Here is a 13,595-nt window from a genome sequence, read left to right as displayed (position 1 = left end):
CATTATTCAGGTATTATTTTTAAGGCGGACAGCTGTGATCAGAGACACCCAAGGACAAGACAAGCAAGTAGCACCACGTCGAAATGGTAAAAAATGGTTATTGCTTGCATCAGGCTTAATAGCCACAACAGCATTAACGGCTTATTCAGTGCCGAAATTTAGTCAACTTTTAAGCACTGATTTAGTGGTGTCACAATCAGTGATCCAAACTGCCATTGTTGAACGTGGTGATATGCTCGAAGACATTCGAGTCGAGGGTAAAACACTCGCAGCAATCAACCCTGCTGTATACGCCATTGCACCAGGTACGGTCACTTTACATGTGAAAGCGGGTGATAATATTAGTAAAGGGCAAGACTTATTGAGCATTAACAGCCCTGAACTAAGAAATCAGTTACTGCAAGAACAAGCAACTCTGGCACGATTAGAGACAGAATTTAATCGTCAGAAAATCACCACAGAGCAACGCTTACTCGATACCCAGCAGCGTGCAGAATTAGCACGTGTTGACCTAGAAGCTGCATCGAGTGCCATGGAGCGCGCTAATGCCAGTATCAAAAAGCAAATTATTTCTAAATTGGAGCTCGAAGAGAAAATCGTAGCGCTAAAACGTGCAGAGCTTAATAAAAAGCATGCTATTGAAGCACTCGACTTAGAGCAGAAAAGCCTTAATTTTGAGCTTAAAATAGCCGAACTAGCGTTAGCTCGTCAGCAGCATTTAACACAAGAACTAGAACGTCAAGTGGCGGCGTTAACTATTCAGTCACCGCTAAGTGGCATTGTTGGCACTGTAAACGTACAACAGAAGCAACATGTGCAACGAGATGCAGAACTGATGTCATTGGTTGATTTATCAGAACTAGAAGTCGAAGCTTTTATTCCTGAGAACTTAGCCGATGAACTGGCAATTGGTTTAGCTGCAAACATTCAAATTAATCAACAAACTTACCCTGCAACTCTGGTCGCTGTTTCTCCAGAAGTTGAGCAAGGCCGAGTCGCTGGCCGCATTCGCTTTGACCAACAACCAGAGAAACTTAGACAAAATCAACGTGTCAGTGCGCAACTTATTTTGTCGCAAAAACAAGATGTCCTAAAAATCAAACGCGGCGCTTTTGTCGAAACTGGCGCTGGCAAAACTGCCTACTTAATAAACGAAGGACAAGCACAACGTCAATCAATCAGCATTGGCGCTAAAAGTATTCACGAAGTTGAGTTAACATCGGGCGTGAAAGCCGGAGATAAGCTCATCATCTCAAGTCTTGCTGCGTTTCAAAACCAACAAAACGTCATGCTTAGTAATTAACCTGAACTCTGGATAATAAATCTATCTCCAGCGGCTACTTTCAACGTTAACTGCGTTGAATTTACTTGCAATAGGCCAGCTATTGACGCGTAAATTCGCCTTGTTATCGCTAAAAGTCTCCGGCTGCAGACTTGAAAAAGCACTTATCATATGAATATCAATACTTTAGTAAATCTCTTAACCAATGCTCAGGTTAATTAATAAAAAGGAAAATATCATGTTATCAATGCAGAACATCAGCAAAATTTATCGTACCGAGCTTATCGAAACCCACGCCTTGGTTGACGTCAACTTTGAGGTAAATGAAGGGGACTTCATCGCTGTCACCGGCCCTTCAGGTTCAGGTAAAACCACCTTCTTAAACTTAACCGGTTTACTCGAACCTTTTGACAAAGGCCAATATTTTTTAGACGGACAGGATGTTAGTACATTAAACGACAGCCAGCTGTCTAAAATCAGGAACGAAAAAATTGGTTTTATCTTTCAAGGTTTTAACCTGATCAGCGAGTTAAACCTTTACGACAACATTGAAGTGCCTTTAATTTTCAGAGGGCTACCAAGCCATGAGCGTAAGCAACGTATCGAAAATGCCCTTGAAATGGTCGGTCTTGCTAGTCGCGGGAAGCACTTTCCAGCGCAATTAAGTGGTGGTCAACAACAGCGTGTTGCAATAGCCCGTGCACTTGCAGGACAGCCTAGATTCTTATTAGCCGATGAGCCAACAGGTAACCTCGATACCCATATGGCACGCCAAGTGATGGATTTACTGCAAGAGATTAACCAGCAAGGTACAACCTTACTGATGGTGACGCACGATAATGAACTGGCCCAACGCGCACATCGCAACATTCAAATTCTCGATGGCCAGTTAACCGACATAAACAAAAGCCAACTCACTGATTTAGCTGTTTAGAACACAGGTGCGACATGAAAGACTTATTTCAACTCGCCCTGCAAGGCGTTAAACAAAAAGGCAAACTCACTATTTTAATGATAGTTAATTTGATGATCGGCATTACATTACTTCTCACCATGAGTACCACAGTGAAGTTAAGCGGCAACAGCGTGCTAACCGACAAAGCATCGCAAATGCACCATTTTAGCCTCAATTATATGGATAACGACTTTGATATCCGTAACCAATTTCGCTACCCGCCCCTGACGTTTCAAGATGCTCAGGCACTTAAAAATGCCGATTTAGACTATAAACACCTTTCATTTAACTATGACACACGGTTTATTTTGGAGTCAGAGCAACTCGATAGCGCACGACCTATGATAGCCACGGCCTCTGCTTCTGATGTCGATTATTTTAATGTGTTTAATGTGCCTTTTATTTACGGTGCACCTTGGTTAGAAGCACAATCAGACAGTGACGTCATCGTGATCGATAAAAAAGTCAACGATCACTTTTTCTCAGGTGAAAACTCGGTAGGCCAATTTATCAAAGTCGATAAACAGTCTTTAAAGATTGTCGGTGTGATGGACTTATCTCAGCACAAGCGTCGTATTTCAAATATGCGCTTTAGCAACCGCTACAATGATTTAGCGATTGTGCCTATGGCAACAGCTGAGAGAATGAACTTGCCTCGTGCTGGCTACATGCCTTGTCAGACAAAAGAAGAAAACCAACGCAGTGAATATCGCCAACATAATATTTCGGCACTTAAATCGGCAGAATGCGGCTACCTTCACACTTGGATTGAGTTCGATCAACAAAACCACCAGCAACAACTCGCTGCAGCAACTTTGTGGGCGCGAAATTACACCCAGCAGCAAGCAAACCTAGGTCGTTTCCCTCATGAAGAGAAGTACAAGTTAAACGATTTACAGTTACTACTGAATGAATTTGCGCAATTCATGCGTTGGGAAAAGGTCTACCTTCAGTTTTCTTATTTACTATTTGCGATTTGCTTAGTGAATACCGTGGGCATTTTGCTTGCAAAATACCAATCTAAAAACAAACTGGTTTCGCTCTATCGTGCACTTGGTGCGAGCCGTTGGTATATCGTCAAAATACATCTTATCGAAATAAGTTTAATCGCCTTCGCAGCCATTATTGCAGGTGTACTATTCGCCCATTTAGGCCTTGAGCTGATGTTCCAAGTTAACATGTATCAAATGGACTACTCGGCAGATCCAAGCTTGGTTAAGCACTTCTTCAGTATGGATTACAGCTTTGCATTAACGTCTGGTGCATTCATTTATGCCGCTATCTTAATTGCAGGTTTATATCCGGTTTACCGTATCAGCGGTATTTCGCCAGCATCGCAGCTTAGGGGGTGATCATGTCTTTAAAACATATTTTAAAATTAATTCTGAAACAAAAAAGCATCTCGATACTGATTGTTTTCCAAGTTGCCATTACTCTGATGATCGTAAGCAATAGCGCTTTCATTAGTTATGCAACGCTGCAAAACTGGTTAATACCATCAAAGCTAGAAGAAAAACAAATCTTGAATGTGGTCACCCATGTTTATGATGAGCAAGTCGATAAAGGGCAGTTAATTGAACGCGACCTAGCGGCTATTAGAGCCCTGTCAGAAGTTGTTTCAGCAACGTATAGCGGTGAAGAAAACGTCATTGATACACGTCGCTCGAGCAATGTTGTGTATAGCGATAATCTTGATGAAAATGCCAAAGATCATTCCATTGCACTGTTTGGTGTTGACCAACAAGGCGTTGAATCTCTAATGCTCAATATCAGTAGTGGTCGTGACTTCTACGCAAACGAGTTTGTCACAGGCGATGCTTCAACCTCGCCAGCAAGTGTTGCGCTGATCAGCGATGATTTAGCGAAAACCCTATTCGAAGAGGCTTCGCCTTTGGGTCAAACCGTCTATTTGAATGGTTCAAAAACACCTTATCAAGTAGTGGGGACGTTCGAAGATAAAATGCTTGGAGAAAGCGCGACTTACGACCAAGTTTGGTATCACGGTATGATTATTCCAGAAGCTATTTATGGTCGTAACAACGAAATAAACTACATTATTCGTGTTGCGCCTAATACCTCAGAGAAAGTCTTAGAAACAATTGAGACATTACTTTATCAAGAGCCAGGGCGTATCGTCTCTCGTGTCGAATTCTCAGCGCGTGCCAAAAAACGTTTATGGGATGGCAGAAGTAGCTTTGCTTTTGTGATGTTTGCTATTAGTGCGGTCGCCTTACTTATCACTTCATTAGGTATTATTGCGCTTGTTACCTTCTCAGTCAAAATGCGCCATAAGAATCTAGGTATTTTGAGAGCTTTGGGCGCGAGTAAAAGCATGGTACTAAAAAGCCTGATCATCGAAAATTCGCTACTGGCACTGGTTGGTTTGGTAATAGGCTTCTTTTTATCTTTGTGGCTAAATATGGCACTATTACAAACACTTGGGGTACAAGGGACACCTGATATTATCGTTGGCATACTGGTGACCTTATTTGTTTGGCTATTAACTTGCTTTGCGGCTTACTTACCAGCCAGAAAAGCAACGTTAATTGCACCTGCGCAAGTGACTAAAGCCAATTAATTCAATAAAAGATTAAACACAAAAAGAGGGACTTAATGTCTCTCTTTTACATCAAAATAAATAAAAAGTATAAAAGTATGCAGCAAAGCAAGGTTCTGATCATCGACGACAACCCTGATGTAGTAAAAGCACTCAGGGTTTTATTTTTAATTAATGACATTGAATGCGATGGTGCAACTTGCCCAGAAGAAGGCATGACAAAACTGCAACAAGGTGGTTATGATCTCGTCATTCAAGACATGAACTTCACGAAAGACACGACTTCGGGCGAAGAAGGTGAAGCACTTTACCATCGTATTCGTCATTTTGACCCTGATCTGCCGATAATTCTACTCACTGCATGGACTAACCTTGAAATGGCTGTGGCACTTATAAAGGACGGTGCTGCCGATTACATTGCCAAACCTTGGGAAGATCAAAAGCTTCTTACAACAGTACAAAATTTACGAGAAAGCTATCAACTGCAACAGCAGCAACTAAGCAATCACGTCAAGCAAAGATCACGGTTGCAAAACCTTAGTGATAACTTCGATCTGGCAGGTATGGTATTCGCCGACAACAGTATGATCAACCTCGTTGAAATGGCCACTCAAGTCGCCCATTCAGATGCACCCATTTTAATTACCGGACCAAATGGCGCAGGTAAAGAAAAAGTCGCTGAGCTTATCGTTGCCAATAGCCAATACAAAAACGCCCCATTCATAAAAGTAAACGCGGGTGCATTACCTGCTGATTTAATCGAAGCGGAATTATTTGGCGCAGAAGCTGGCGCATATACTGGGGCAACCAAAGCCAGAGAAGGCCGTTTTGAAGCTGCCAATGGCGGGACTTTATTTTTAGATGAAATTGGCAACTTGCCCCTTTCTGGGCAGCAAAAATTACTTAGGGTATTACAAAGTGGCGAATTTGAACGCGTAGGCAGTACCAAAACGCGTAAAGTCTCAGTGCGTATTATCAGTGCCACCAATACCAACCTGCCTCAAGCCATCGCCAATGGCGAGTTTCGAGAAGACTTATACTATCGACTCAATATGATTGAGCTAAAGCTGCCCCCGCTGGCGCAAAGAAAAGACGATATTCCCTTGTTAATACAATCATTTCTCGATTCAGATAAAACCCTTAGTACCAACGCCGAGCACACATTAATGGCGCACTCATGGCCGGGGAATGTGCGTGAGCTGCAAAATGTACTTGGTAGAGCCGCACTCCTTTGCCAAAACAACACCATTGAAAGTAAAGACTTAGGTATTACACTGTCAAAACTGCCAATTGAAGAAAAAGTCGAATATAGTTTGCAAGACATTCAAAGTGCACTCGATAAACATCAAGGTATTGTGGCGAAAGCCGCACGAAGTTTAGGGCTAAGCCGTCAGGCATTTTACCGTCGTATGGAAAAATTCGGATTAAAATAATGCAGCACAATGAGATAAGTTTATTACACAAAACAGGCTATTCTGTGCTGGGTTGTTCTGTATTGTTTTGGTTTGTATATGCCGCTGGCGAACAATTCGGATATCAGGGTGTTTGGCTAACTGCTTTCGCGTTTACTGCGTCATTCATATGCTTAACCACCACCCTCTTCTATTTTGTCAGCTTTCAACAAAAACAATTGGATGCCTTACAAAATGGCATTAAAAGCTTCAAAGATGGCGACTTTTCTATTCGTATTCACCCAGATGGCGATAAACACCTGGCACCCATACTAGACTTATATAATGACCTTGCTCGCAACCTTACTGAGCAGAGACAAACTTTAAGCCAAAAAGAACACTTGCTTGATAGCATTGTTCAAGCATCACCTATGGCAATTGTGCTTTTTAACCCTTTTAAACAAGTGGTCTACCACAACCAGCAAGCAAACGAGCTATTACAAGTTGCAGGTTCGCTAAAAGGCAAGGAGCTATACGGCTTACTGGATAACGTCAGTGCACCAATTCGCTCCTTTTTACTTGAGCAAGGCTCTGGCATTGTCAGTTTTGAACACAATGATTTAAAACAGAGCTACTACGTTGCTAATCAAACAGTGACGTACAACCACCAGCCCCACCAGCTTGTTTTATGCAAAGACTTGTCTTTAGAGATTGGCAAAGAAGAGCTGCAACTTTGGAAAAATGCCATTCGCCTAATCAGCCACGAACTCAATAACTCATTGGCTCCTATTGCTTCGCTAACATCGTCTGCAGAAGCCATTTTAGAAAAAAACGCCCACCTAGATTTACTCCCTGATATTTTGCAAACCATTAACCAAAGAGCCTCTAACCTCAATGCATTCATCGCAAAATATGCCGAATTTGCCCGTTTGCCAAAACCAAATATCAGCAAACAAAACCTAGCAGATATGCTGCAGAGCGTCCAAAAACTCTATTCTTTTGAACTATTGGCTGATTTGCCATTCGAACATGCCTACTTCGATGTATTGCAACTAGAGCAGGTATTAATAAACCTGCTTAAAAATGCCCATGAATCTGGTTCAAAAGTGTCTGATATTGGCATTAAAGTCGTTAAAGATTATGACCGAGTTCGCTTTGCCGTGGTCGATAGAGGTCAAGGGATCACTCAGGGAAAAATCAGCCAGGTAACCTTGCCGTTTTTTTCAACAAAACAAGGCGGCTGTGGACTTGGTTTGAGTATTTGCTCTGAAGTGATCAACGCACACAGCGGTCAATTAAAGATCAAAAATCGCACAAACGGTGGTGTTATGGTCGAATTTGACATTCCATTGAAGTTTTAAAAACAAAATATTAAAAAAATCATAAGTTATTGATAAACATTAATTTATGAATATATTCATAAATTAATGTAAGCAAATTTGTAATGGGGTGTAATAAAATTAAGCATAAAAATCGCATTAAGTAGTATAAATCTGTTTCAATCTAGGATAAATTAGTCCCCATAATGCGTTTGAAGACAGCCAAAATAGCAACTAAATTGTTCTGAAAAATTACGTATTAATTATCGAAAAGGAAGCAACCAGAACCAAAGCAAAACTACCATCGGATAAGTGTAGTGCTTAAGTTTAAATGTATTACGCATTATGAATATATTCATAAGCGATTAAAGGAGCTAACTGTGAATTTTGAAACCAGACAAAATATGGCCAATGAAATTTGGCAAATAGATGCTCGCTCGGCGCTCGATAAAGTGCATCAACAAATTAAAAACAATACATTAAACTCTCTGCCTAATCTTCAAAACCAGCGACATGCGCATGGTGCTATCCAATCTTATTGGCATAGTTGTTTTAAGTTAATGGCACCACTTCAAGTTCAAATCGAATACGTCAACTCTACTAGCTCAAATGAAAGTGTTGAATTAAAAAATACTGGCCCAGCTATTATTGACCTTGAGAGCTGGCGCTTAGAGCTTGCGGAAACAGGCGAGACTTTGTTCACCTTCCCATGCAATAGTTATATTAAACCAAGTCAAATACTTAAAGTCGAACAGCAGCAAAGTACTTTCATGTTTAATAAGCTTAGCCCAGTGTTCAAACAGTGTGGTTGCCATATTAGATTATTAGATGCTGAAGGCAGTGTGGTTAGTGCTTGGGTCAATGGCCGCAAGGCCCATGAGTCAATCATTATTTCGCACATCAGTCTTGATACAAACACAAACCGCAACAAAGACAAAGATCACATTGAGTTAATCAACTTAAGTACTTCTTGGGTAGATTTATCTGGCTGGACGATATGTATCAAGGATGGGCCTGAGTTTACTTTTGCTCAAATGGCAAAAATGGAGCCCTGCTCTGAACTAAAAATTTACGCTAACCATAATGAGCCAGGTTGTTACTCATTTGACAGCTCGACTCCAATTTTTCAACAAACAACAAGCACCGTTGCATTATTAGATAAAAATAAGCAGCGTGTTAACGAATATCACTTTGCATAACTCCCTAAGCTTCATAGTGATTTTGGGGGCATTAGCCCCCTTTTTTTTACCATGCTATGATGCAGGCTCATAATAAAAATCGAGCTCAGGGATATGATTTTATATACACTTTTAACCATTCTACTGATTGTACTGGGTATGCTCACTTTTGTGCCTAAGTACCAAGATGCCATCAACCGTTTTTCTACAGGTATAAATTTTTTCCTTACCTTAATTGCAACCTTATTTGGTGTGTTATTAGCTATGGCATTTGCCAATATAGAAGAAGAGCAAAAAGAAAAAGAACACGTCATTAAACTCATGCAAGCCACCATCGCCGCTATAGAGAGCTCTCATGATTACTCTGAAGATCTGTATGAGTTTTACTTAGAACTGCCAAAGGAAGATGAAACACGTACACACTTTTTTGATAAGAACCCGCTGCCATTTCCTGATTACCTCAACACCTTTATGAGGCAAAGTCTGGTTAACAGAACGCTTTCAGAAGACACACTGATAGATTTAAATGAGTATAAGTTTAATTTACAGAAAACAAGTAATGGCAACCAACCACAGATTTATCTTCTGCTATTGACGTATACAATTGAGGCATTGCAACTTGAAATTGCCTATCAAAAAGGTGAAAAGTCGTTATCTGAATTGGAGCAAGCAATTGACCGAAAAGATAAAAAGTTTAATCTAGCTTTGGATGAAGTGAAGGGCTCTAGCCTTTAAGTTATTTTCACTGATTTTAAAATAACAAAGCGAGGGGTAAACCCTCGCCTACATTGCGTTTTATTTCTAGCTTCTCGCTTCTCGCTTCTCGCTTCTCGCTTCTCAAAAATTTTAACTAATCACCTCAAACTCAATCTGCGCTTGCTCTTGCTGAGAAAGTAGAGATTTAAGGTGTTCAGCAATGTCTTGGGCATTATCATTCAAGAAAAAATCAAAGCCAGTGCCATTACCATCAAGAATAATCGCAAGCCCTTCATCAACGACAGTGACTTTAGAAATACGTTTAACTTCAATGCGCTCACTCTTGCCACTGACAAACATTGGATGCAAAGACTTATTGGTTATTCGCAAAAGTTGCCCATCACGCTGTAGCTGATTATTCAGTAAATTGGCCTGTTTGTATTTAGGGTGAAAACGATAACATTGACCTGCGAACAAGATCGCCATACAAATCACGAGATAATCTGGCAGCACGCGCTCTTCAATACTGAAATGACCGACAAGAAGTAGGCCTGTCAAACTCAGCACCAGCCCCATTAATGCTTTATCTGATATTTTCAAAACTATCCTTGGGTTATTATTATTTTGTTCATAAATTAACTTATGACATTTTTCAGTGCAACAAACTGTTGTAAACATAAGTAAAAAAGCACCTAAGCCTTTAATCGACACCAAAGTGTTTAATCAAAAGCAAAGATGCTTCGAGTAGGAGTCTGCACGACGCAAAAAGCGCAAAACCCTATGACTCACATGGGCAGTGTGTCACCAAATTTATAAATGTTTACTTTTAACTAAAAGAAAACTCCAGCACATCAAAGCAAGCACCTAGTGTGTGGTAATCACATTTAGCACCCGCTTCACTCTTTTGATTACTGTATTTTTGATTTGCACCAGTCAGTACTCTGAACCAAGCGCCGAACTCATGATCTACAAAGTGCTGCCAGCAATAATCCCAGAGTGCAGTGTACTGCTCTAGATAGTGTGGTTGTTTAGTCTCATCAAACAACATAGCCGCGGCTGCAAAGCTTTCGGCTTGTACCCAGAAGTATTTGTCGCTGTCACAAGTTTGATAGTCAGTATCAAAGCCATATACCAAACCACCATGAAAGGTATCCCATGCCTTGCTATAGGCCACATCAAATAAGTACTGGGCTTTTTCTACAAACTCAGGGCGCGCTTCAAAGGCATTAAGTTGCATCAGTAACTTGGCCCATTCTGTTTGATGACCTGGCTGGAAACCCCAAGGACGATATAGGTTTTTCGGGTCGTCTTTGTTGTATTCAAGATCAGGCACTAACTCTGGCGTAAAGTGCTCGTACACTAAGCCTAAGCTTTGCGCTGAGAGCTCAAAACAAAAACGATTGGCCAAATGCTGGGCTTTTTCAAGGTATACAGATGATTGAGTCGCGCCATATGCTGCGATTAACGCTTCACAAATATGCATATTGGCGTTCTGACCTCGGTAATCACACAATCTGCCATCATCGTAGATGGTATCGGCGTAGATCCCCTCTTGTGCTTGCCAAAAGCGCGACTCTAGTAACTCGAATGTTTCACTTATTTTTGCATCCGAGTCAATCACACCGGCTTTATAACAATGGGCGTAACACAGTAATACGAACGCATAGCCGTAGGCTTGTTGTGTCATGTCTTGCGGTTGGTTGTCTTGCAAAGTCCACGCGTAAGCTTTTGAAGATTCGCGCCAATGTTGTTGCTCTACATAGTCCAAACCATGCTTTGCAATGACTAAGTAATCGTCGTTGTTTAACAGCTTTGCCGCACGACAAAAGTTCACAACCATTCGTGTGCTACTGACAAGCTGGCGAAATCCATTGTTAAATGTTGTGCCATCGTCTAAGTAGTTTTGGAAATAGCCACCAAGGTCGTTGTCGACGCAGCGGTCTTTATAAAAGTCGACGATCGATTGACTGTGTGTTGTTAAAAATTCTGAGTTATAAAAATTCACGTGTGTTTTACTCTAAAAAGGCAGCATCGTATGTGCCACTAAATTGTTCGTTAAATAAGTCGCTGACTTGTGTGAAACTTGGCAATGCAGGGAAAGCACCTTGTGTCGACACAGCAATTGCGCCTGCGCAACTGGCAAAAGCCACAGCACTTTGAATGTGTGCTTCGCTATGCAATAAAGCCTCAAGTTGGATGGATTCGCTGAGCAAGTATAAAATCGCGCCAATAAAGCCATCACCACCGGCTGTGGTATCAACCACCTGCGTTTTCGCTGGAGTCACGTAACCGCGGAATTGTGTACTTACATACTCAATCTCATCACCGCCATTGGTGATCAAAATAAGCTTACAATTGGCAGCTAAACAATCAGATAAGTACTGCTCAGGATTACCTTGTGACAACAGTTCAAACTCTTCTTTAGCAAACTTAACGACATCAGCTTGTTTCACCACTTGGTTTACCAACTCAATATCAATGTGTTGATCTTTCCAAAGGTTGGCGCGCAAATTCACATCAAAACATACCTGTAAGCTCAACATTTTTGCTTGTTCAAGCACAGTTTGCGTGGTTTTTGCAGCGCCAGATTCAGTCAGAGTATTACTGCACAAGTGCACAAGGCTGTTGTTTGCAAACCACGCCTCAGTTACTTGCTCAGGTGTGAGCAAAAGGTCAGCGCTGTCTTTTCGCATAAAGGTAAAGCTTCTGTCGCCACTTGCATCTAGATGCACAAAGGCCAGAGGCGTCGGTGCAGTCTCGTGTTTTAAAGTAAACTGAGTATCTACACCGTAATGCGCAAGGCTGTGAATTAAAAACTCACCAAACTGGTCACTCCCCACTTGTCCGGCAAATTGCGCCCGCCCACCGAGTTTGGCTAAAGCCACAGCAGCATTGGCAGGCGCACCACCGGGAAATTGTCGATAATCGTTAATGATTAAGCCATCTTGCACTTGGCTTTGAAACTGCAAAAAATCGATCAGCGCTTCGCCATAACATAACACTCCGCTCATGCTGCACTTACCTCTTGCGCTCGGCCTTTATATTGGCTCATAGCAAAAAATAGAATGTAGACATAAGCGAATACCGGCACTAAGAAACTCACTTGTACTGAGAACTTATCAGCGACAACCGCTTGCAGCAGTGGGAAAACCGCACCGCCAACGATGGCTTGGCATAATAGGCCTGAGCCCTTGGCTGTTAGTTGACCTAAGCCACGTATCGCTAAGCTGAAAATCGTAGGGAACATGATTGAGTTGAAGAAACCTACCGCTAATACGCTCCACATTGCGATCTTACCGGTACTAAACACAGTGACCATCAATAGCACCACAGCCATCACTGCATTTAAGGCCAATACCAAGCTAGGCGCATATTTACGCATTAAGATTGAGCCGATAAAACGACCTATCATCGCGCCGCCCCAATAGTAAGCCACCATGTTGCCCGCTTGTTTTGTTGTCAGACCACCAATTTCAGGACGCTCGAAGTAGTTCACTAAGAAGCCACCGATAGATACCTCAGCACCCACGTATAAGAAAATACCCAGTGCGCCCATCACAAGGTGCTTTTGCTGCCAAATTGAGCCGCTCACTTCCACATCTTTTTGCTGTTCAAAATCCAGCTTTGGCAGTTCAATAAACTTGAATGAACAAGCTACCGTAATGGCTGCCAGTGCAATTAAGAAATAAGGTAATTGCACCTGCTCTGCACCAGCACTGCTGCTGGTTGCTGAAAGAATAAAGAAAGTACCAAACAGTGGCCCTGCCGTATGACCCAGCGAGTTAATCGCCTGCGCCAAATTCAAGCGACTGGCCGCATGCTCAGGTTCACCCAAGCAATTAACATAAGGGTTTGCAGATACTTGCAACACGGTTATACCGCCTGCAAGTACAAAGAGTGCGCCTAAGAACAACGCGTACTCTTTCACACTTGCTGCAGGAATAAACAGCAAGCAGCCCAGAGCTAATGTTGATAAGCCAATGAACACGCCATTGCGATAACCAAACTTTGCCACCACACGACCGGCCAATGGCGACACTAAAAAGTAAGCGCCGAAGAAACAGAACTGCACCAACATAGCTTGGGTATAGCTCAGTGAAAATTCTGCTTTTAAGAATGGGATCAGAATGTCGTTTAACGCGGTAATAAAACCCCAGATAAAAAACAAACTGGTCATGGCATAAAACGCCATTTTTTGATTAATTTGCTTTGCCATG

Annotated in this window: 12 protein-coding genes; 8 read left to right on the top strand and 4 right to left on the bottom strand. The window is 41.8% G+C overall.

Annotated features, from left to right (window positions below; translation table 11 throughout):
- The first annotated feature begins 34 nt into the window (after positions 1-34).
- The 8 genes from AAEU28_RS14015 to AAEU28_RS13980 all read left to right on the top strand — a co-directional run bounded on the left by AAEU28_RS14015 (position 35) and on the right by AAEU28_RS13980 (position 9,417).
- Complete coding sequence (locus AAEU28_RS14015) at positions 35-1,303, top strand: efflux RND transporter periplasmic adaptor subunit (protein ID WP_421964702.1); 1,269 nt, start codon at positions 35-37, stop codon at positions 1,301-1,303.
- A 217-nt stretch (positions 1,304-1,520) separates the two neighbouring features.
- Positions 1,521-2,216 carry an ABC transporter ATP-binding protein gene (locus tag AAEU28_RS14010; protein WP_058032168.1) on the top strand — a complete coding sequence of 232 codons (696 nt, stop codon included), beginning with the start codon at positions 1,521-1,523 and terminating at the stop codon, positions 2,214-2,216.
- 14 nt (positions 2,217-2,230) lie between these two features.
- The gene (locus tag AAEU28_RS14005) at positions 2,231-3,589 is read left to right on the top strand and encodes an ABC transporter permease (RefSeq protein WP_421964701.1); all 1,359 of its coding nucleotides are present in this window, start codon (positions 2,231-2,233) and stop codon (positions 3,587-3,589) included.
- A gap of 2 nt (positions 3,590-3,591) precedes the next feature.
- Positions 3,592-4,815, top strand: a complete 1,224-nt coding sequence (locus tag AAEU28_RS14000) for an ABC transporter permease (RefSeq protein ID WP_421964700.1) — start codon at positions 3,592-3,594, stop codon at positions 4,813-4,815.
- 77 nt (positions 4,816-4,892) lie between these two features.
- Complete coding sequence (locus AAEU28_RS13995; RefSeq protein WP_421964699.1) at positions 4,893-6,227, top strand: sigma-54-dependent transcriptional regulator; 1,335 nt, start codon at positions 4,893-4,895, stop codon at positions 6,225-6,227.
- Positions 6,227-7,546 carry a sensor histidine kinase gene (locus tag AAEU28_RS13990; RefSeq protein WP_421964698.1) on the top strand — a complete coding sequence of 440 codons (1,320 nt, stop codon included), beginning with the start codon at positions 6,227-6,229 and terminating at the stop codon, positions 7,544-7,546. The genes AAEU28_RS13995 and AAEU28_RS13990 overlap by 1 nt, the downstream gene beginning before the upstream one ends.
- 338 nt (positions 7,547-7,884) lie before the next feature.
- Complete coding sequence (locus tag AAEU28_RS13985; protein ID WP_421964697.1) at positions 7,885-8,703, top strand: lamin tail domain-containing protein; 819 nt, start codon at positions 7,885-7,887, stop codon at positions 8,701-8,703.
- Positions 8,704-8,796: 93 nt separating this feature from the next.
- Positions 8,797-9,417, top strand: coding sequence for a hypothetical protein (locus tag AAEU28_RS13980; RefSeq protein ID WP_421964696.1), 621 nt, complete (start codon positions 8,797-8,799; stop codon positions 9,415-9,417).
- A gap of 111 nt (positions 9,418-9,528) precedes the next feature.
- Here AAEU28_RS13980 and AAEU28_RS13975 read toward each other — a convergent pair whose 3' ends face one another.
- From AAEU28_RS13975 to AAEU28_RS13960, 4 genes are all read right to left on the bottom strand, one after another.
- Positions 9,529-9,978, bottom strand: a complete 450-nt coding sequence (locus AAEU28_RS13975; RefSeq protein WP_421964695.1) for a hypothetical protein — start codon at positions 9,976-9,978, stop codon at positions 9,529-9,531.
- Positions 9,979-10,204: 226 nt separating this feature from the next.
- Positions 10,205-11,383: an AGE family epimerase/isomerase gene (locus AAEU28_RS13970; protein ID WP_421964694.1), complete on the bottom strand. Its 1,179-nt coding sequence runs from the start codon at positions 11,381-11,383 to the stop codon at positions 10,205-10,207.
- Between the two features lie 7 nt (positions 11,384-11,390).
- Positions 11,391-12,389, bottom strand: a complete 999-nt coding sequence (locus AAEU28_RS13965; protein WP_421964693.1) for a carbohydrate kinase family protein — start codon at positions 12,387-12,389, stop codon at positions 11,391-11,393.
- Complete coding sequence (locus AAEU28_RS13960) at positions 12,386-13,594, bottom strand: sugar MFS transporter (protein WP_421964692.1); 1,209 nt, start codon at positions 13,592-13,594, stop codon at positions 12,386-12,388. The genes AAEU28_RS13965 and AAEU28_RS13960 overlap by 4 nt, the downstream gene beginning before the upstream one ends.
- Position 13,595 lies beyond the last annotated feature (1 nt).

Origin of the sequence: Pseudoalteromonas sp. SS15, from assembly GCF_049257195.1 — a bacterium.
In the GTDB taxonomy this organism is placed as follows: domain Bacteria; phylum Pseudomonadota; class Gammaproteobacteria; order Enterobacterales; family Alteromonadaceae; genus Pseudoalteromonas.
This window is presented reverse-complemented; position numbering and strand designations above follow the sequence as displayed.